The sequence below is a fragment of the Arcicella aquatica genome (genome assembly GCF_034928825.1).
GTDB lineage: Bacteria > Bacteroidota > Bacteroidia > Cytophagales > Spirosomataceae > Arcicella > Arcicella aquatica.
Genome location: NZ_JAYFUL010000011.1, coordinates 22,031 through 44,866, shown reverse-complemented (window position 1 = coordinate 44,866; position 22,836 = coordinate 22,031). Strand labels below are relative to the sequence as shown.

At 35.4% G+C, this 22,836-nt stretch carries 12 protein-coding genes; 5 read left to right on the top strand and 7 right to left on the bottom strand.

Annotated features, from left to right (window positions below; genetic code table 11):
* Positions 1 to 46 precede the first annotated feature (46 nt).
* From VB264_RS08965 to VB264_RS08940, 6 genes are all read right to left on the bottom strand, one after another.
* On the bottom strand, positions 47 to 1,630 hold the full coding sequence (locus tag VB264_RS08965; RefSeq protein ID WP_323248622.1) for a hypothetical protein: 1,584 nt from the start codon (positions 1,628 to 1,630) through the stop codon (positions 47 to 49).
* 40 nt (positions 1,631 to 1,670) lie between these two features.
* Positions 1,671 to 5,171, bottom strand: a complete 3,501-nt coding sequence (locus tag VB264_RS08960) for a hypothetical protein (RefSeq protein WP_323248620.1) — start codon at positions 5,169 to 5,171, stop codon at positions 1,671 to 1,673.
* 260 nt (positions 5,172 to 5,431) lie between these two features.
* Entirely contained in the window at positions 5,432 to 5,881 is a 450-nt protein-coding gene (locus tag VB264_RS08955) for a hypothetical protein (RefSeq protein WP_309918438.1), read from the bottom strand.
* Between the two features lie 234 nt (positions 5,882 to 6,115).
* The gene (locus tag VB264_RS08950) at positions 6,116 to 7,057 is read right to left on the bottom strand and encodes a hypothetical protein (protein WP_323248617.1); all 942 of its coding nucleotides are present in this window, start codon (positions 7,055 to 7,057) and stop codon (positions 6,116 to 6,118) included.
* An 8-nt stretch (positions 7,058 to 7,065) separates the two neighbouring features.
* The gene (locus VB264_RS08945; protein ID WP_323248615.1) at positions 7,066 to 8,019 is read right to left on the bottom strand and encodes a ParA family protein; all 954 of its coding nucleotides are present in this window, start codon (positions 8,017 to 8,019) and stop codon (positions 7,066 to 7,068) included.
* A 251-nt stretch (positions 8,020 to 8,270) separates the two neighbouring features.
* Complete coding sequence (locus VB264_RS08940; RefSeq protein ID WP_323248613.1) at positions 8,271 to 9,689, bottom strand: replication initiation protein; 1,419 nt, start codon at positions 9,687 to 9,689, stop codon at positions 8,271 to 8,273.
* 1,482 nt (positions 9,690 to 11,171) lie between these two features.
* On the opposite strand from VB264_RS08940, the gene VB264_RS08935 reads away from it, so the two are divergent.
* The 3 genes from VB264_RS08935 to VB264_RS08925 all read left to right on the top strand — a co-directional run bounded on the left by VB264_RS08935 (position 11,172) and on the right by VB264_RS08925 (position 17,872).
* Positions 11,172 to 12,284, top strand: a complete 1,113-nt coding sequence (locus tag VB264_RS08935; protein WP_323248611.1) for a FecR family protein — start codon at positions 11,172 to 11,174, stop codon at positions 12,282 to 12,284.
* Positions 12,285 to 12,470: 186 nt separating this feature from the next.
* Positions 12,471 to 16,076 (top strand): TonB-dependent receptor, encoded by a 3,606-nt coding sequence (locus VB264_RS08930; protein ID WP_323248609.1) that lies wholly within the window; start codon positions 12,471 to 12,473, stop codon positions 16,074 to 16,076.
* Positions 16,077 to 16,144: 68 nt separating this feature from the next.
* Positions 16,145 to 17,872, top strand: a complete 1,728-nt coding sequence (locus tag VB264_RS08925; protein ID WP_323248607.1) for a RagB/SusD family nutrient uptake outer membrane protein — start codon at positions 16,145 to 16,147, stop codon at positions 17,870 to 17,872.
* 318 nt (positions 17,873 to 18,190) lie between these two features.
* Here the strand turns inward: VB264_RS08925 and VB264_RS08920 are convergent, their stop codons facing one another.
* Positions 18,191 to 18,868: a DUF6250 domain-containing protein gene (locus VB264_RS08920; protein ID WP_323248605.1), complete on the bottom strand. Its 678-nt coding sequence runs from the start codon at positions 18,866 to 18,868 to the stop codon at positions 18,191 to 18,193.
* Between the two features lie 176 nt (positions 18,869 to 19,044).
* On the opposite strand from VB264_RS08920, the gene VB264_RS08915 reads away from it, so the two are divergent.
* Both VB264_RS08915 and VB264_RS08910 read left to right on the top strand, forming a co-directional pair.
* Positions 19,045 to 21,756, top strand: a complete 2,712-nt coding sequence (locus VB264_RS08915; RefSeq protein ID WP_323248603.1) for an exo-rhamnogalacturonan lyase family protein — start codon at positions 19,045 to 19,047, stop codon at positions 21,754 to 21,756.
* A gap of 208 nt (positions 21,757 to 21,964) precedes the next feature.
* Positions 21,965 to 22,816: an SDR family NAD(P)-dependent oxidoreductase gene (locus tag VB264_RS08910; RefSeq protein ID WP_323248602.1), complete on the top strand. Its 852-nt coding sequence runs from the start codon at positions 21,965 to 21,967 to the stop codon at positions 22,814 to 22,816.
* Positions 22,817 to 22,836: the final 20 nt, after the last annotated feature.

Below are 22,836 nucleotides of genomic sequence, written 5' to 3'. Positions count from 1 at the left end.
ATTGACGTATTTATAAGCTCTAGCAATACTTGAGATATATTGCCTCTTACTTTTCTATATAAAAAGTTTGTTCAACAGGTACAGCAGTTTGTACTTTTCCAACAATACCATATTGCCAAGCAACAACTGTTACTTTCATGGGCAGTTTGGTTTTAGGGGGAATTTTAGTAAAAATGATGTGATTATCTTTAATATACGTTGGGCCTTCTTTTATATAAAACTTAACAGGTAGATTGTTGTCTGAGGTAGCCTCTAACACAATACTTTTCACCTCAAGCTTTTGGTTCTTGATGGGTTTTAAGTCAATATGCTGAGCAATACCTTCAGTATTTTTCAAAGGAAAACGCATATCTAATTGCTGAACGGTAGACTTATATCTCACATCACCCTCATTATGAGCCAATAACCAAATATCATTACTCCGCTTAGGATTATTAAAACCCATTCTATAAAAACTCAATTGAAAAGTGGAATCGTCTAGTTTTTCAACGGGTCCACAAATACGATCTATTACGAGTTTGGTTGTAGCAAAGTCAGCGACAGGCTTTATCCGAGAAGTATCGGCGAAAAAGGCATTCAATCTGAAAGTAATGCCATCTGCCAAAGGCATAAATTTCAACTGATAGTTAGCATGCGTTTTAAGTGGATTTAAAACAGTTCCATTTTGTACAAAACCAATATATTGATTTTCTTTATTGTGAGCTTTAGCATAAAATTTTTCTGTTTTCTCTGCCATTTCTTTATCAAAACACCAAGATGCTTCATGACGATTTCCTTGATATCGCGTATATACATTAGGTTTCGCTGTGGCAAGGCTGTCTTTCCGCCATCTATCCATCAGCCAGCCTTGGGCAGGGTCTATGGGTATAAGCATTTTGCCATTGTTTTTGGGCAAGCGATACTTAGTTGCTTTTTTGATAAACATTGCTACATATTCGACCATCGCATCGCTATAATCAAAATGTCCGTGACCAGCATCAGCGAAAAATGAAATAGGCGTCTTTGGGTATTTGGCAACATAATCAAACCCAGGCTTTAGTCTGTTTTCCCACCATTCAAATTCTCCCATTACAAATAGTCCAGGAACGCCTTCAATAGTACGATTTCCCCAATCAGGATTTGGTCGACCACTACCCGTTAAATTCGTCAAAGGTGTATCGCCATGAATCGATACGATAGCCAAAGTCCGGTTTGGATTCCAAGCGCCAAAATTCCAAGGGTAGCTTGCCATGGCAGAATGCCCCATAGGCACTATGGGTGCAGTAGCTAATTCCGTGTATCCCGATGCTTCACCTAGATCGTTCATCATGGTTTGAAAATGCTCTTGTATGCCTTTATGGAAATCGAAAGTAATGTCTAATCCCGGTGTTACCCATACTTCTGCAAAGCCAATTTCAGCCATTGTTTTTCGGAAGTTGGCATTTTCAAGCATTCCTTCTTCCACCATATTATGCATACAAAGTATCACGCCTTTTACCTGTTTACAGTTTTCAGGAATCCAAAGAAAAGCCTGTGGATTGCTATTTGTTTCAGGGTGAACAATTCCTTGTACTGGAACAGACCATTGCCAAACCTGTGCTTTGACCGTAAAAGAAATGATGCACAAAATCAATATGAATACGTTCTTCATTCTTGATGATTATTTTTTAAAACTTTACTAATTAGATTGTTTAATTACTCGTTTCCGTTCTCAGTACCTTATCATTCCGTATTTCCACGATATTTATTTTAGGATTACTCCCATTCAAATTGTCAATCGTGATTTCCTGCACCCTGCCATCTTTAAGTTCTATACGCACTTTGTTACTCGTCAATGCCTCTACTTTCTTGATAACAGATTGTTTTTCATAAGGCTCTACAACTGTGAGAAAATTGGCTTCTTTCGCTTTGCTTCTTGATGAATACGTTTTGCGTCTAGCATCTTCATTTCCTAAAGGATAGTCCCCTCCTAGAATGGCTTTAAAGGCAACTGCTTTTACGCCTGATAAGTCTATTACAGTAATGGCAGTGTCTTTAGTACTCGTTGGCATAGCTGGTAAAGCCGTTTCTATAACATTCCCTGCAATTTTTATAGGCCCTCCATAATAATCTTTCCCTTCCTGTGCTGGCGTTTGTATATTCTTCTTTTTTTGTGGTAGAGAGGAAATCAGTATTTCTTTCCTATTTTTCAGGACGATGCGGGCATTTCCCCAAAAAAGTGTATTAGTTTTATCAGAATTGGTAGTTGTTACTAATTCCAATGTTGTAATGTTATTTATCGCTTGGTTAATCTCTATGGCTCCTAATACCCACGTTCCTGTTTTACCTTCCTGTAATGTTTTACCTCCCGAACGAATAGCAAAATGAACTTGCTTAGCCACAGGATGTGCCTCGGCAGCAGTACCAATCATCAATTCTTTTTGTTGTGGCCAAGCCGAAAAAACATCTATTTTCAAATCACCGTCGGCACTATAAGGAACTCTTGTACCTGTATTGTCGCAGTCTTTACCCCAACAAGTAAAAAAACTAGCTTTAGATGTCCCATTGACCGCCCACCAATTACAATCAGTAATAAACTGAGCGCTTCCCAGCGGGTCAGTATTCATCTGAGCGTCATGTTTTATAAACTTTTTATTCGTTGCTTCTAAACCTTGAAAACCTTTCATTTGAAAAAGACAGTCGTAGGTATGTTCTTGTTCTCCTTTTAAATAATCAGCTAATACGATATAGTCATCGGTCATTACCATCAACCGTTGCTGTTGGATTGGTTCAGTATGTCCAGTTACTTGTCCATATTCAGGTGTTTTTTGAGGTACAAAAATGGATTGTCCTTCCTGCCAAGTTTTTTCAGCAAAAGATATATTGCCTGCCCAATCATACACCATCCCTCCATACGGCGGATTACTCCAACGTGATTTAGTTTCTACGAGACTGGCCTGCATCATTTTTCCAGTATAAAAAAGTTTTTGAAAACTTTCGGTTGCCTCTTGCATCTTCTGGTCAACCACTACCATATTTTTAGTCAGAGAAGTCTGTACATAAAATTTGTACATATATGAAGGATAACCATACCAAACCATTTCGGGATTAAAAAAGCTCCGACCATAACGAGACATACTTAACAAGCCTGTTCTATCAAAATGCCCATGAGCACCACCATGTGTACCGTAATGCAGAGATGCTTGTATCTGCTCATTTATTGGACGACCTTCTTTTTGAGAACGTAGCATCACAATACCCATGTTATCCGCATAGGCTGATTGTTTGTCTAATACCGAATTAGTTTCTGGAAGGTCGGCGACACCATACAATAAATCTCTGGTCGTACCACGTTTTACAATAGCGGCATATTCTGGGTCATGAAAGAGGTAATAGGCAAGGTCATATCCTTCGCCACCCACCATTGTTTCCTGTGCATCGTTTACACCAAACATTACGCCTCTATAATCAGCAAATTTTGGGATGGCATCCCACATATCTTTTAGGCAAATACTATTCTTGTTAATCGGTCCCCACTTGTCATAATTTATTCCATTTTTCCCTGTGCCTTTAATAGCCTCTGGCATTAATGAATAATAGGGCGTAGTACCGATAGGCACTTGCATATCTTTGAAATTAATACCCCAAGGTGCTAGTGCTAATGCCACTTGCGAAAACTCAGTTGCACACCAAACATTATAGCCTACAGAGCATTCATACCACCAACCATCATTCATCACACCATGAGCAAGATGATCGACGATAGCACTTGGGCTATAAAATAAATCTTCCACCAAATGCCAATCCTGAATAGCCAAAGCGCAATATAATGCACCGCACATCTCACTCAGTTTCCAGTTATTAATAGCACCTTGACGCATATCTAGTTGAACCGTTTCAATAAATAGTCGGAAGGTTTTCTCAATATTTTGTTCATCTGTCTGGCTAAATACATTGGCTGTCTTGACCATATCATAAGCCATGACAATATGCTGAAAGAAATGTCCTTCTTGAACAAATGATTGATGACAACCTCTAAACGTACTTGAATATCCCTTGATTGGGTCGCTTAATCGACGCATAAAAAGCGCAATGTTTTCAGCGTATTTCTTATCTCCCGTCAATTGATAAGCTATGCCAGATGCCATTAAGTTGTATTCTTCCTGCGTTTGAAACAACTGCATTCCCTTATCTGCATTATCGTTAGTCAGTTCCGTAGCCAATGCAGGTACTACCCATTTATCTGCTAATTGGATGTATTTATCCTTTTCCTTTTTAGCCCAATCATAGTCCTTTACTTTATCTCTCACTACTTGCCAGCGGTCGGCAGTATGAAGAATATTCGGACTAGGCAATGTTGATGCCGTAATTAGCTCAATACTAGCGTCTGGCAATTGCCTTCCATTTGCCATTACTACAATATTTTGCTTTTCCCTCCCTCCTGCTGGCACTCTATCCGCTATTTTAACAGTTACTATGCAGTTTTTACTTTCAGCAGGCTTTAATTCAAATTCAGCAGGTTCAATGCTTGTAACCATCGACTCCCAACCATATTGTGTTGTACTCAAATTTACTGATTGTACTTTATCGCTTGTATTGCCAACATTCAACTCATAGGTTACTGTTGCACCCTTCGTCCCAGACTTTCCTTTAATGTCTGTGCTAACGGCCAATACTTCTCCTCGTGTTAACTGAACTTGTTTAATAAGGACTTGCTGATTATTGGAGCTTGTTTGTTTTATACTAACCTCTTTGACAGCCTGTAAAAAGGCTTGTCTTTGGGCAGTTTTTATGCCAAAGCTTTTGAAGGGTATTATTATTTGTTGCCAACCCTTATTACTAATAGCAACATTTGCCTGTATTTCGGGCTGTAGATAATCTTTGTTATAATTGGCAGTACGTAAGGTAACTTGAAGGCCTGTATGCGCGTCTTTTTCCAAATATATCCAAAACCTAATCCCATAATAAGGTGTATAGTTTTTTACGCCTTCGTCTATTCTTCTAAATCCTTTGTTATAGCGTTTGCCATCGACATAGCGATATGTAATCGTATTGTTTGTTAGCGCAACGGCTCTATCTTTATCAACCACTGATACGCCCTTCCAATCGGAGAAATCTCCTTTCCCAATATTTTCAAATAAAGCTTCTGAGCCTGCTATTAATTGATGATACGATGCAACAAAAAGAATTAAGGCTGTGAATATATTTTTCATTAGTTATGACACTAGACTTTAGGTAATTTGTCTAGTTCGTTTGATTTAGTAATTTTATTTTGAGAGCTAAATCGATTAAGCATTCTTTAATGACAAACATTAAATATGTACTTAATCTAATAAATTTGAATTAAAGAAGGAAAAGGAAGGACTGCATACCCTATTTTTTGAAAGTATTTAGTTAAATAATACTGTAAAGGAGGTATGTCAAAAAGAGTGGAGTTGTACTAATGCAAGAATAGAGGTCGTTATCAATAGCTTTATTTCCCTAATATGTGTGTCATATAATCATCAGCCATTTCAATCAATGCTTCAGAATGTAATAGTTTACTGTATTCAATTCCCTGCAAAGCCAAGGCGTGAATAAGTTGATTCAAGGTACTTGCTTTCCCTTTACCTTGCAACAATGCTTTGTATTGAAAATACTTTATTCCCAGTGGCTCTAATACATCTTGCATTTTCAGGGGTGTATTCCTGTCTTCGCTAATTTTGGTTGTATTAAAAAGTAGTTGTAATGCAGTAGTATAAAGTTTAGCATAAAAGAAATTTGCTACTTCTTCATCCGCTAAAATTTTATTAAGTTTTTCATGCATCTCAGGGCTCAACGAATGATTTAACCTATTCGCATCACCATTAATTTGTCTTATTTCCTTTTCCGAAAGCATATTTCCCCCTTGACTTGTACTACCTTTCATTACTACGTAGTTCATAATTTTAACACATTAAAAAGTGGAATGTTGTATTGAGTTACAAAAATTATCAAAATCTGCTGAATTAAAAAGTGTTTCGTAACTGATTCTTGTTCCTGAATACATATTAACACAAAAATGATATTGAATTGGTTGGTACTCCTACAAAAAACCTGATGGTGATTATCTCAGTTTTTTTGTAGGAAATACTCCTGAAGGTTATCCCCTCTCCTACCCTTTTATTCAAAAACTGAATTAGAGGATACCTAAAAAAGCACCGTATTCATCCAATAATCTTTTAAGGTCATCAAAGTCTTCTTTACTTCTGGTTGTATATACTTTCTCTGTTTGTTCTGTAAGGTTATTTGTCCAAACACTTAATCCCTCATAATTTACCTCAGGCTTACTATTTTTAGCCACTGGTTTATAGCCTAAACCACTTGCTTCAACCACTTTTTCAATATCTACGATGGTCGAGATAGGTTCGATATCATCCGTAATTCTTCCAAGTGTTTGAATTATCTTTTTATCAATCTTTCTTTTGCCTGTCAAAATTTCATTTCTCAAGGTAGGTTCTACTTTGGACAATCCCTCAGCAAATTGCGCATCTCTCTTAATGGTCGAAGTCCCCACCTTATATTCTTTCGCTAATTTCTCAACAGTTCTGCCTTTTTCTGGTGCATGAGCATTGGGTTCATTGTGGACCCAATGCCCCGTTCTATCATACTTGCCAGGACCTGTTTTTTCATTCAAAAACCTTAGTCCTCTGAAATACGATACTTGTTCTGGACTCAGGTTTCTTCTTCCTAGTTGTAAATCAATCATGTAATCTTTCACTTCCTCTTTGGAATTGAAAGGCATCAATTGTACACTGAAATTTAAATTGTTTTTTTTACAAATTTGAAAACGGTTATGCCCATCTACCAATACATAAATTGGTTCATCGGGGTATGCAGCTCCTGCTTCAATCGCACTTCGTTTGGTTTCCCAAAGGGTCAAAGCATCCCGACAGCCATTTTTGATGATATTTTGTTCTAACAAAGAAAACTCTTCCGCCCCCAAAGGAGGAATAAATACTCTTAGTTCTTCCAGAATTTCTATATTCTTTTTTACTTGTTCGTCAGATATCAATTTATTATTAACAAACGTACTTTTTGTTGTCGCAGCAATGGCTTTTCCTAAATCTAGTTTTTTCATCTTTCCTCTTATTTAACCAATTGAAGGTATTCAATATATTCATTGCAGAAATCAGCATACAATTTGGCGGCTTCTGAAGTACCAGAGAATTTTGAGATAGTGTTCAACATTACCTGTGCTTTCTGGAAATCAACCAAATGTTTGATTTCTGTTTTGAAAATTCTAATTGGTAAATTTTCCCGAATGGCTTCCTTGATATTATCATGCACCGAATTCTTCTTTACCATTGTAAAAACCAAACCGTCTATATCCAACATTGGATTAAGGTTTTTCTTTACATCATGTACTTTATCCAATAATGTATTCACTCCTTTCATCGCTGCCATTTCGGGAAGCATCGTCACTAAACAAGCGTCAGAGGCATACATGGCAGATACTGTAAGTTTGCCCAACGATGGTGGACAATCAATCAATACATAGTCAAACTCGCTTAATAAAGGAATAATACGGTTTTTTAAACGTAAATCTCCTCCTGTCAATAATATTAATTCGTATTCTGCTTTGGCCAAATCAATGTCCGATGGCGAAAGATATAGATTTTCTTGTATCTCAACTACTGGAAACTCAGCATCATTAATCAATGAATCTGCTACCTGTACCTCTGGGTTTTCAATTCCTAAGATTTGAGATAAATTCCCTTGTGGGTCTAAATCAATCATTAATACCTTGAAGCCTTTATTGGCCATAGCTTCGCCTAAACATGAAACTGTTGTGGTTTTGCCCACGCCACCTTTATGGTTTACTACTGAAACTACTCTGGCTTTTTGATATAAATCTTTAGAGTAGCCATATTTCATCAGAACCCCTTCTAAAGCAACTAAATGGTTTTCATTTAATTTACGATTTCCAGCCACTGCCTGTCGTAATGTACCAGAAGGTAAGGATGCTTCTTTTTCTATTCCTGCTATCGACAACGCAGGATTATGTCTAAAGAATTTTAAAGCATTTTCTTGTGTAAGCATTTCTAAATGATTTAGGATTTTATCACATATTTGTTACAAATCTATTATTTATGTAACAAATATGCAACAAAACAGTGTATAATAATCCAATTAAATTATACATTGTCTAAAAAACATTTAAAATCTTGTTTAAACGTAATTAATCCATCTGTCATTCTCAATAATTAGGGATGAAAGAAAGACAAACATAACGTTATTAAATATACGTAAATCATGTAATAGAGGATTAATCGCTTTGGATTTAATAGTTTTTACAATAGGTTAATCCCTATTTTTTTTCCCTCTTTTTGTAAGGCTATTGCATCAGGATGAGCGTGAATCTGTTGTCGATAAGCACTTTCTACTATCGAGATAATAGCTCCGTTAAAGGATGGATTAATGTCTAGGTATTGAATAATATTCTCAATTGAAACAGTATTGCTATAATATTTTTTAAACGATTCAAATGGGAATTGAGTCTCTAATGAAGTACTTAATTTGTTCACTACATATTGGTAGCAACTTTCATCTGTTTTCAGCAATTCAATAATTCTATTCTGGCAATAGGTATGATATTTCTTTTTAAGATTAAATACATTCATATTCAAGCCTTCTTCTCGGGCTTTTTCTAAATGTGCTTTTCTCTTTTTCTCTCTTTCCTCTTTTTGTTTAGTTTCTTTTTCTTTTAATAATTCAGCAAATTTATCGTCTTCAAGTAATTGGATAATATAACCAACAATATTTCGGATAGTCTTTCCTCCTTTTGCTTCTGCAAAAGCATAAGCAATCGTTTCTTTAATAGTCTCCAATGGATATGCTTGTAACCATTTCAGAATCAAATCTTCAGATGCACCATATTCTCCAACTAATTTCAAAATTTCACTGAGGTCTTTGTTTTCAGCCGTCTTCTTTTTATGCTCATTTACAACTTCAAAAGTAGCTTCTATAATACTTCCATCATCGTTTGGCACAGCGATATTGTCGTTTCTATGAATCGTAAAAACTAACAATACCACAGTATTGGCTTTTTTCTTTTCTTCATAAGTAAAATACAAATCGCTGGTTTCCTGCAATTCCTTTTGGGCTACATTAATTACTCTTTTTCTAAAATCAGTATATTTGGCATAACGATCACCTAGCCCAAGAATATCTTTCAGCTTTTCAACTTCAAATTTAAAAGTTCCCAACCTTTCAGATTCTTTGCAAAATTCATAAAACCTGATGGCATAAATACTTTTTAATTGTAAAAGCGACCGAATATCAATTACTGTGAAATTAGTTTTCAGTTGTAATAAATAGGGTGTCAAAGTAGGTGAAAAGTCTATATTGAACTTTCCCAAACCATTGTTATAAGTATAACCTGCTATAATAGTAGTGTTAATTAAACCCCCATCAAATTTGTTATAAATGGTTTTTTTTAGAAAATTATCTAACTCAATATTAATCCTTGAATAGATGGCAGTGGTACTAATTCCTGTTATTTTCTTAAACTCTTGTACAGAAATAGTGATGGTGTCTAGTCTATCTTTGGTATGATCTATCTTTGAAATCATGTGCAAAAGTATTTTAACCTGTATCGTACTCAAATCATATCGAGCATTGATTACAGGATTACTTTTCACTAACTTGAAGGGCGATTGCGATACGGCTGCCATTGCATTAGCAACTTTATCCGTTTTTTTATTTCCCATAGCTACACTGAAACATAGATATCAACAGAGGAAAGAGACTTCTAAATTTTAATAATCTCTTGCAATTTAACACTTCAATGATAACCAACAAAATTCTTAAAATATATATTTATCTACAATTTGAGACTAAACATTCAAATTGTCTCTAGTCTGCATTCAAATTGTCTCACTTATACATTCAGATTGTCTCTAGTCTACATTCAAATTGTCTCACTTATGCATTCAGATTGTCTCTAGTCTGCATTCAAATTGTCTCACTATACAGCTATAATATATTAAAAATCAAATACTTACGACGCCTAAAATATTTAAAATATATTTAAAGAATAAAAACAACAAAGACAATAAAGTTGATGAATTGTTATTTTTTGATATTTATTTAAAAAGTTTTTTATTTAAAACAATGTTGAAAGTTGAAAACAGTGCTTTTTTAAGCTTTATTATATCCATTCTCTTTTTTTAAAGAAAATTAATCGCAAATTTTTGTCAGAATAGTCCAATGCATTCTCGCTTCTTATATAATTGATAAATAAATGCGAAATTAATTCAAATTGTCTCTCTTTAACGTTCTACAACCTTATCCCAAATTTTAAGAATTAATTCAAATTGTCTCGTTTCTTATGAAGAAGTAGTGTTTTAGAAGGAACGCTAATTAATTCAAAAAGTCTCGGTTGATTAACAAAAAATATTTTAAAAATGTATTTTATTAATTCAAATTGTCTCGTTTGAGATTCCTAAAATATACCCTGAATACATTCAAAAAGTCTCACTTTGTTGACTACTAAAGAGTTAGCTATTCATTCAAATTGTCTCATTTCATTACTTTATAGCTTATTGTGAAATACTTTAAAATTAATTCAATTTGTCTCTCTTTACAAATCCCTTTTTTTTCTTTTTTTTATAAAAGATACATTCAAAAAGTCTCACTTGTAATGCCTTTCGGGATTGAAATACATTCAATTTGTCTCGCTTATGCATTCAATTTGTCTCTTTTTAATATTGGTAGTAATGTTTTTATATCTTAGTTAGTCTGAAAAACGATAACAGAATATACCGAAGCTGTTTAAACTTTCCCTTTCGGTTTAAACTAAGTCTTTTAGAATAGCTTGTTCCAAAATTTACTCAACGTAGCGATGCTATGCTTCGCAAATTTTGAAAAAATCAATTCAAAAATACAATACTTTCACCTTAGAAACGGAAAGTTTAAACAGCTTCACCTATTATAGGTAAAAGACAGAAAAGCATAATCTATAAAAGATACATTCAAAAAGTCTCACTTGTAGCATGAGTATTGTATCAAGAGCATTGGGTCCACAATGAACCCAATGCTCTCGATACAGTATAATTTGTCATATACAAACAAGCCTGTATACTTAGAAAAGAACATTTTATAAATATTTTAAAATATTCTTTCATAAATAGGGTATATAATTTACCCTTCGACATCTTTATCATGAAACCAAATAAAGTGCAATAATTCCTATGCAGCATTATAAAAACTATAGACCAGAAGATTTTGCTTCTGACGCGTCATTCAGAAGATGGGTGTTGGAAGGAAATGATTATGATACAATATTTTGGGAAAATTGGATAGACAATAATCCAGAAAAAAGAGAAGACATTGAAAATAGCAAAAATATATTATTATCAATTACGAATGCCTTTAATCAAATATCAGATGATGAATTACAAGAAGAATTAGAAAAACTTGAATTTAAACTGGATGAAAAGGAAGATGCTCAATCAAAATGGAAGACATTTTTATTCAACAGACGGTTTTTCTATGTAGCGGCATCTGTAGCGATGTTATTAGGCGGATTTTGGTGGTTTGTGAAACAAACAGGAAGTATGCGATATGGTGATATGTTATTCCATTCAAATCAAACAGTATTAGTCAATAACGATTTGATAGAAAAAGAAAACTATACAGGGCATCAAGTAACGGTAGCATTGGCTGATGGTAGTATTGTAATCTTGCAAAATGAAAGTAAGATTAGTTATCCAAAGACATTTGCGAAGGAAAAAAGAGAAGTATATTTAGAAGGAGAGGCATTTTTTGAAATTGCAAAAGACCCACAAAAACCATTTTATGTGTTTGCCAATGATTTAGTAACTAAAGTATTGGGAACAAGTTTTTCGGTTAAAAACGATAAAATTTCCAAAAAAGTAAAAGTTATTGTAAAAACAGGTAGAGTTTCAGTATTTGAAAGAACAGAAGAAAACCTGAATAAGCAACAAACTCAAACACAATTAGATGGTTTAGTCCTTACACCAAATCAGCAAGTGGTTTTTGACGAAGTAGATAAAAGAATGCAACGTTCGACGGTAGAAAACCCTGAGATTTTAGCGATGCCAATTCAAAAAAACTTGTTTGAGTTTGACCATACGCCGATTGCAGATGTATTTAAAAAGTTAGAAGAATCGTATGGTTTGAAAGTAATGTTTGATAAAGATGTAATGAAGAATTGCTATTTAACGGCCTCGTTGGCTGATGAACCATTGTTTGAAAAACTACTTTTGATTTGTAAAACAATAGATGCTAGGTACGAAGTTATCGATGCACAAATAATAATTTATAGCAAAGGATGTATTTAAATTAACCCAATAAAATGTATGATGAAATAGCCCAATCAAAGAAAAAACTTATTGAAAAATAAGGCGAAAGTGCTGCAACACTCTCGCCTTGTGAACCCCAAAAATCTAATGGCTAAGATTACACCCATATAATGGGTGACTGGGAGAATTTTGCCAAATCAAAACAATGACAAAACAAACAAATGTATGAAAAACAGATTACTATTTCAAAAAACAATTTTTAAAATCATGCGAATAAGTCTGTATCAAGTATTTATGGCGATTGTATTCACAACTATCGCACAAGCTCATAAGACAATCGCTCAGGAAATACTTGAACGCAAAGTTTCAGTGCAATTATATAATCAGAATATTGAGTCTATTTTACATACAATCGAGAAAGCTTCTGAAGTACAGTTTATGTACAACCATCAAATTTTTGATGGTAAACAGAAAATATCATTTAATGCTGAAAACGAAAAGCTCAATAAAGTATTAGACAGACTATTAAGTCCGCTAAAAATAGATTATGAATTAGCAGGAAACAGAATTATATTAAAAAGAGGCTTGAAGTCGATTGCTAGCATTAGCACAATCGAAAATTTAAGTACAGAATTAATTCAAGCAGAACAGTTAGTAAAAGGAAAAATAACTGACGAAAAAGGAGAGGGGATACCCGGTGCCAATGTCTCTATTAAAGGAACGCAAAAAGGAACTTCCTCTGATGCATTGGGTAATTATACTATTTCTGTACCTGATGAGAAGGCTGTTTTGATATTTTCTTCTGTAGGTTTTGAGAAAAAAGAGATTGTTGTTGGGAAACGTATAAACATTAACGTAACGCTAGCTAATGATGTTAAATCACTGGAAGAGGTAGTAGTGGTGGGTTATGGTACAGCAAAGAAAGCGACCTTAACAGGTTCTGTGTCAACGGTTAATGCAGCTACTTTCAAAGATAGAGGGCCTGTTTCAAGTCCATTAGCGGCTTTGCAAGGGCAAGTAGCAGGAGTAACGGTAACACGTAGTTCTGCACAGGCTGGTCGTGAAGGCTGGAACTTCCAAATTCGTGGTGCTTCATCTGCAAATGCGACTGAACCATTGGTGATTGTAGACGGCGTACCTGTGCCAAGCGTTAGTGCTTTAAATTCTTTTAACCCGAATGATATAGAGAATATCTCATTTTTGAAAGATGGTGCAGCGGCTATTTATGGGTCTAGAGCGGCTGGAGGTGTTGTTTTGATTACTACTAAGAGAGGAAAGTCTGGCAAAATGACTATCGAATATAATGCTTCTACTTCCTTCAAAAAAGTAGGACTGTTACCAAAACTAATTGATATCAATGGTTGGGGACCAATGATGAAGGAAGCCAGAACTGCTGACGGATTTGCGCCCACTGACATTTGGTATAATTACGGGAACGTTTCAATGTTAGCATTGGCTGCTGGTAAACAATGGCTTACGAAAGCAGAATATGATGCTTTGAGTCCAAATGGTGCAAGTTTGTTTTCAGATGTTAAAGATTTTACATTCTTTAATGGAACAGAGCAAGATATGTTGTGGGGAAATGCTCGTTCATCAGAACATCAATTGAGTATATCGGGCAGAACAGAAAAAGCAGGATACCGTATTTCATTAGGATATTTAGACGACGGAAGTTTATTGAAAGTGGGAAATAATTCAGCCAAGCGTTATAACTTCCGTATGGCTCATGATTATCAGTTTACTAGTAAACTAAGGATGGAGACAAATATCTCTTTTGAAAAACAAGATATTACACAACCTACTTACCTTGGAGATATTGTAAATAACGGAAATCAGCCGGGTAAGCCCTTAAGTGGACTAGGATTGACTGGAAAGCCATATATTTGGGGCTCAGGTTTAGGCAATGCCTCTGTAAACCAGATTGCGAGTTTAGGTGGAGATAATGATGAGTACAATAATCGTTTAAATACGAATTTAAATTTAACGTATAACTTTTCACCATCATTCAAGGCAGTAGGTTTTGCGGGGTATTATTTGTTCAATACAGATATCAGAACCCTAGGAAATGCTATTCCTTGGTATAATTATGCAGGCGATATTTTACTTTCAACATTACCTACACGTAGCTTTTATCAACGCTCTACCAGACAAGAAGCTAATTATAACTTGAATGGATATTTAGAATATGATAAACAAATTGGAGATAAACATAACATCAAAGGAGTAGTAGGAGCTCAGTTTGAGCGTTTTGAGAAAAACATCTATATCGCTAAAACCTTTGATGTGTTAGCTAATGTACCACCGTCGTTATCGCTAAGTACAGGTGATGGGACTTCTAAAACAGTCCAAGAAACACAATTTCATACAGCATTGGGGGGATATTTTGGTCGTTTGAACTACAACTATGCAGATAAATACTTTGTAGAGGCTAATGCACGTTATGATGGTTCTTCAAAATTCCGTGCACAAGATCGTTGGAAATTATTTTATGGTATTTCTGGAGGATGGCGTTTGAGTGAAGAAACCTTTATGAAGGATTTAGGCGTATTTGATGAATTAAAATTAAGAGGTTCGTATGGTATAATGGGTAACCAAAGTGGTATTGATAACTATGACTATATTCAATTTTTGAACTTAGCATATTCAACATCTTCTACTGATGCAAACTACCCAATTATTGGTACAAGTCCTGTAGTGCGTGTTGCACCTACAGGTACATTGGTAGCTTATGACCGTACATGGGAAAGATTGGAGTCTAAAAACATAGGACTTGATTTTACTTTATTGAATAGAAAACTATCAGGAACATTTGAATATTTCTGGAAAAGAAATAATAATATGTTATTAAGTAGAACCTATTCGGCTGTGATTGGGGCCTCGGCTCCTAAAGGGAATAATGGCGATTTATCTGTTTGGGGGTGGGATTTTTCTTTGAACTGGAGAGATAAAATTGGGGATTTCTCGTACCGTATTGGGGGGAATATTTCAGATAATCAAAATAAGTTAGTGAATTTTGGTGGACAAAATATTATCAGTAGTGCCAACAGAGGTTTCAATAGTGCCGTTGAAGGCTATCCAATTGATTCATATTTTGGTTTAGTGTATGATGGACGTATTCAAACAGCAGAGCAATTAGCTAATTATAGAAAGTACATTACTGGAAATAATATCGGTATGCCAGCAGGTGCAGAAACGGCTCAAGCAAATAATAAATTGGCCTTGGGTGATAATATGTACAAAGATGTAAATGGCGATGGTAAAATTACTTTTCCTGAAGATGCTGTCTTTTTAGGAACAGATAGACCTCGTTTATCATATTCATTTAATGGTGGAATAGAATACAAAGGCTTTGATGTGAATTTTATATTCCAAGGAATAGGTAAAAGAACAATCATTCGTGATGGTAACTGGCGTATTCCAGCGGCTGTAATTTTCCAAGCTCAGAATGCGGCTTTTCAAGACCAATGGTGGACACCAACTAGGACAGACGCTACTTTGCCTCGTATTTCGAGTACTGGAACAATCAATAATTATAACTATTTTCCTTCTGACTGGGTGGCTGAAGATGGCTCTTATTTAAGATTGAAAAATATAGTAATAGGTTATACTATTCCAAAAAGCATAACTCAGAAAGCTAAAATTGAACGATTAAGAGTTTACTTTTCAGGAAATGATTTATTTGAATTCTCAAAAATTAAAGATGGTTGGGATCCAGAAGCTCCAAGAACAGTTTCAAATGCTGGTGATTCTGATAACCTAAACGTAAGTACAACCAGTCAACGTTATCCATTTTATCGCTATTTTACATTTGGTGTTAACTTAACATTCTAAGAGTTTAATAGCTGATATTTCATTGTGTACAATTACAATCATTGAGAATTTTTAAAATTAATAAGGAAATGAAATTTAACAATATATATTTAAAAATAGCACTCGCAGGACTATTACTAACCAACGTTAGCTGTAATAATTTGGTTGATATGAAACCTATCAATGAGATTTCTGATGCAGATTATTGGAAAACTGCTGATCAGTTTAAACTAGCTGCTAATGAATTTTATACATATTTACGCACTTTTACGGATGTAATTAATGATAATCCACATTCAGACCGTCGTAGTGATATCGTTTATGTAACAGGTGGTTCTGTTTATAGTAATGGTTCAAATACTATTCCAGCATCTGATGGTAATTGGAATACCGCTTATGCAAGGATTCGTGCCACCAATTATTTATTGGATAAAGCAGCCGCCTATAGTCAACCCACTGAAATACAGAAATATGTAGCCGAAGCAAAGTTTTTTAGAGCATACATCTATTTCGATTTATTACAGCAATTTGGAGGAGTACCAATCGTTTCAAAATTATTGACAACTACTTCACAAGAGCTTACTAATCCAAGAAATACCAGAGATGAAGTAGTAGATTTTATTGTGCAGGATTTAGAAGCTGCCATTGCCACACTACCAACAGAAAGTGCTATTGCAACCACTGATAAAGGAAGAATAAGCAAAGGAGCGGCACAAGCTTTTTTAGGAAGAGTAGCTTTGTATGAAGGTACATGGCAGAAATCAAGAGGTAACACAACACGTGCAAATACTTTATTGGATAAAGCCATTGCTAATTCAGATGAGGTGATTAAAAGTGTTCAATATGAATTGTTTGCACCAGTTGCCTTAGGAGACTCTGCTCAGAAATATCTGTTTATCTTAGAAAACCAGCAGTCAAACCCTGCTAATATTACTAAAGCAGCTAATAAAGAATATATTTTAGCGAATAGATATGATTTTGCAACACGTCAGATACGTTTTAATGTTACTCATACAATGTTAAACAATGTTGTATGGTTAACCCGCAAATTCGCTACCATGTATCTTAGCAAAGACGGTATACCTATTGATAAATCGCCACTTTTCAAAGGCTTTGCAACAACAACTTCTGAATATCAAAACAGAGATAGCCGTATGAAATATAATATGATGCTTGATGGCAATTATTATTTTGACAACGAGAATCCGGGTGCTAGAACCAACTGGAAAGGAGATGCAGCGGAACTTGCTTTATCAAGAGGAAAGCATAAATCAAATACTGCTTCTGGATATGGTAATCAAAAGTTTTGTACTGAAAGACGTTTAGATGATAACCAAGAAGGGTACGATTACCCTGTCATCAGATATGCTGAGGTATTATTAAACTATGCTGAAGCAGTGTATGAAAGAAACGAAGCAATATCAGATGTTGATTTAGACAAGTCGCTTAATTTGGTTCGTAATCGTGTAAACAAAACGATGCCCAAATTAAGCAATGGCTTCGTACAGGCTAATGGACTTGATTTAAGAACAGAAATTAGAAGAGAGAGAACGATTGAGTTGTATTTAGAAGGATTTAGAAGAGATGATTTGATTCGCTGGAAAACGGCTGAAGTAGAAATGCCAAAGCCAATTGAAGGAATTACGTGGACTGGTACAGCTTATGAGACATATTGGTCGGGTATCAAAAATAATGTTGTCAATGGTAATTATCGTTTGGAGTCGAGTAGAGTATGGCAAGAAAAACACTATTTATTGCCACTTCCATCACAACAGCTACAATTAAACACTAACCTTGTGCAGAATACTGGCTGGTAAAATATTACTTATATATTATATTTCTTTTAATAGGGACAACACATTGTGTGTCCCTGTTTTTATTGAAACCTATCGCAAGGAAAATTATTTAAATAATATAATTATATTATTTTGTGTATTTATTTGTAATATTCTGTAAATTAACTATTTATTTTAATTAATTTGGTAGCTTTATATAGTTTATTGTTGATTAAGTTATAATTAAATCTAAGCCTTCTTTTAATCATTGGTTATGTATTTTCCCATACTCTGACAGATGCGTTACCATACGCATGGAGAAAATCCATTATTCCTTAAATCTTCCAGTCTTAAAGTTCTTTAGTCTTTAAAAACCTTAAAATCCCAAATTTCTTGGTGTGAAAAAGTAGAACGAAAACCAAAATAAGATTTGTTAGGAAAATGTTCATCGGTAGCTTCAAAGAATTTCTCGTCATCTACCCAAAAACTAGTAATATCGTCTTTGACAATAATCTTTATTTGATATTCGTGGTTAGCTTTTAATAGGTAATGAGCATCGTTTTTTTCTGCTAAAAGCTTTCGATCTCCATTGCCTTGATATTTTCTAAAACGTGTGGTGGTGTTGGTGTTCCCACCCATGCCAACATAATACATCTTTAAATTATCATAATCTTCGAATTTACCAGAGCGTGTAAAGAGATTGGCATTAGCAGGGTCTTCTGTTAACCAAAATACATTAAGGTCTGAAAGTCTATCGTTTACGCCACCGTTTACAATAATTTTACGCTTAAAAGTTATGATATAATTGCCTTGTAGAGGTTGATTGAACCATACGCTAATGCCACCTTTGGTATCTAAGACTAATTTGCCATTATCGGTATATACCTTAGAGTTGGCTAAAGGCTCAATTTCTGGAACCCAATTTTTAGGATTTAATTTACCATTGAAATTCTCGGAATAAAGGTCTTTTTGATGGTTAGGATTAATATTTTTACAACCAGTTTGAAGTAAATAAATAGAGGATATGAGGAACAACATTAGCTTTTTCACGAATCAAAAGTATAGTTTAGTTAAAAATTGGGTAAAATTACTGAAAAAATTGCTTTTTAGCCTTGAGCTGACAACATAAGCATTTAGCTTTGGACATTTACTCAATCACTAACAACATCGTCGAGACTAGTGTCGGCGGAAATCCACAATACAACTCTAAATAAATGAAGTCACCCTTTTCTTTTACCCGTAGAGCATTCGTGAAAAAATCAATGATTGCTACTGCTGGTCTTCCTTTAGCATCTTCGTTTGCAAATAGCCAAGATAAAGAAAGTATCATCACAGCAACCAATACTGTGCCCTTATCATGGTTAGATACCCAATATTCTTCCCTTTTTAAAGGAACTACTTGGGGTACACCGTGGCCTAAGGGTCAGTTGAAAAAAGGAACAGAACTTACTTTGGCGAGTAATGAAAACATTATTCCTACTCAAACTTGGCCATTGGCTTATTGGCCAGATGGTAGTTTAAAGTGGACTGCCCATGCGATTAGTAAAAATGAAAAGCTATCGGAAAAGATACAATTGAAAATTGGTAAAAGTAGCAAACCGGCTACTTCATTAGCAATTGAGGACAGTGCCGAAAGTATTAAAATAGATACAGGAAAGATTCAATGTGAAATCAGCAAAAATGGACAAACGTTGATTACATCGTTGAAAAGTGCAGGGAAAGAGATTGGACAAAATGGTAAATTAGTTTTGTCGGTACAAGATAAGGTAGAAGGAGGGGAGTCATTCAGGATAGATACTTTTGAAGGAAAAATCAATAAAGTAATAGTAGAGCAAAGCGGAGCTATCAGAGCCGTAGTTAAGATAGAAGGAACACACGAAAATGCTCAGAAAAAAAGCATATTACCCTTTGTAGTGCGTTTGTATTTTTATACTGAAGCTGAATCTATCAGGATGTTGCATACCATTATTTATGATGGAGATGAAAACAAAGATTTTATAAAAGGGCTAGGTATTCGTTTTTCAGTGCCTTTGAATGAACCATTGTATGACAGGCATATACGTTTTGTAGGCGAAAACAAAGGTGTATTTGCTGAAGCCGTGCAAGGATTATCAGGCTTAAGAAGAGATGCAGGAAGAGTAGCATTAGATGCTCAGATAGGAGGGAAGACGGTAACGCAAATACCTGATAATGTGCTTAAAAACATACAATATATTCCTGCATTTGGAGATTATACGCTTTTTCAGGGCACGCCAGATGCTTTTGATATTCAGAAAAGAACCAAAACAGGCTACTCGTGGGTGCAGTCTGCTTATGGTGGTCGTGCTAGTGGAACGGGTTATTTAGGTACACCAAAAGGAGGATTGGCTTTTGGTATCCGCAATTTTTGGCAGAGTTACCCTGCTCAGATAGACATCAAAAATGCGCATACAGCTTTAGGTGAAGTAACATTATGGCTTTGGGCACCTAAAGCGCCAGCAATGGATTTACGTGCCTATCATGATGGGATGGGCGAAGATACTTATGAGAAACAATTAAATGCTCTTGACATCACTTATGAAGATTATGAACCTGAATTTGGCCGACCTTTTGGCGTAGCACGCACCAGTGAATTACAAATATGGGCTTTAGCCGAAACGCCATCCAACGAAATGTTGACCGATATTGCTCAGCAAATACAAGAACCTCCATTGCTTGTAGCAACTCCTGAATATTTAGCAGGAGTGGGTATTTTTGGGAGTGCGTTTAGTTTACCCGATAAAACATCTCCTAAAAAGCAAGTCATTGAAAATCAGTTAGATTTTCATTTTGACTATTACAAAAAACAGATTGACCAACGCCGTTGGTATGGTTTCTGGAATTTTGGAGATGTCATGCACAGTTATGACCAAGACCGTCACGTTTGGAAATATGATGTTGGGGGATTTGCTTGGGATAACTCTGAACTCTCTACAGACTTATGGCTTTGGTACTATTTCTTAAGAACAGGCAGAAGCGATGTATTCAGAATGGCAGAAGCCATGACTCGCCATACAGGAGAAGTAGATGTGCATCATATCGGAAGATTCAGTCCACTTGGTTCACGCCATAATGTACAACATTGGGGTTGTAGTGCCAAACAACTTAGAATTAGTACAGCCGCCAACCGTCGTTTTTATTATTACCTGACAGCCGACGAAAGAGTAGGAGACTTGATGAGAGAGCAAGTAAATGCTGATAGAACACTCAGAACCATTATTCCGGGTAGGAAAATAGGTCAAAAAGCACCATTGTCAGACCCTAAAGGCGAATATGCTAGTGTTTCTTTTGGTACAGACTGGGGGGCGTTGTCTGCCGCATGGCTTACTGAGTGGGAGCGTACTGAGAACCCACAGATTAAAGCTAAATTATTAAATAGCATGCGTACCATTGCAGAACAAGCACATGGCTTTTTTGCAGGTGGGGCTATCATGGAACTAGCAACAGGAAAATACCAACAGGAAGATGCTAAAAAGATTTCTGTGTCTCACCTGAGTGCCGTTTTTGGTTTAGCTGAAATCTGTGCAGAATTAATAGATGTAGTGGATATGCCTATTTTCGAGAAGGCTTGGCTACAATATTGTCAATTGTATAATGGCACAGCCGAAGAACAGAAAGCCGTATTGGGCGAAAGTCTGAAAAAACTAAACTTAGAACAAGGACATGCACGACTAACAGCTTTTGCGGCTATGCGTAATAAGAATCCCGAATTAGGAAAGCGTGCTTGGAAAGAATTTTATGCAGGAGAGGGTGGCATCAGAAAACCATCAATGCAAATTACAAAATTGGCAGGGCCTAAAGTCCTGAATCCTATTGACGAAGGAGTTGGTATTTCAACCAATAGCGTGGCTCAATGGGGTTTGGCTGCGATGCAGTGTTTGGCTTTTGCGGGTAAGGAGTTAGAGTAATTCTTTTCTTTAGGCGATAAGCTTTAGGCAATGACAATATTATATAAATTTTCAACTAAAGCTTATAGCCTATCGCCTACAGCAAAGAACAAATTGTTTGAATTTTGCAAGTATTGCTTTGTTTACCGCAATCACGCTGTTTGATTCCTACACTAATTTTGTATCGTTAAAAACAATAAATATTGTCAAACAAAACAAAATTAGTATAATGGAAAATACATCACTAAAAGTATGGTTTGTTACTGGAGCATCTAAAGGTTTAGGGCTTGTATTAGTAAAACAACTATTAAATAATGGTCAAAAAGTAGCTGCTACATCAAGAAATATAGCAGAACTTAGGGAAGCAGTCGGTATCGTTTCAGACAACTTTCTACCATTGGCGGTACAACTTACGCAAGAAGAAAGTGTAGCAGTAGGGATTAAAGCAACGGTAGATTACTTTGGTAAAATTGAGGTAATCGTCAACAATGCTGGATACGGTTTAGTGGGTGCGGTAGAAGAATTGAGTGATGAAGAAACGCGTCAGAATTTTGAAGTAAATGTGTTTGGTTCGTTGAATGTTATCCGTCAAGCTTTACCTTATTTACGAGCACAAAAATCAGGACATATTTTTAACATTGCTTCAATCGGTGGATTTACAGGAGCATTTCCTGGATTTGGTATTTACTGTGCTACAAAATTTGCCATGCATGGTTTTTCAGAATCATTAGCGGCAGAAGTGAAAGACTTTGGCATCAACGTTACAATCGTTTCACCGGGATATTTCAGAACCAACTTCTTAAGTGCTACTTCTTTGAGTGTTCCTAAAAACCAAATTGAAGACTATCAAACAGTGCGTGAAGTACAAAGCACACATGAAAAAGACTATGATGGTAACCAGAATGGCGACCCTGAAAAAGCTGCTCAAGTGCTTATCAAAATAGCTGAATCTCAACAACCACCATTGCATTTATTTTTAGGGGCAGATGCATACCATTTAGCAGAAGTGAAAATGGAAGCAGTAAAACAAGATTTAGAAAGCGTAAGAACATTAGCTACTGCCACAGGGTTTGATAATTAAGACATGATGATTTTGTAAAA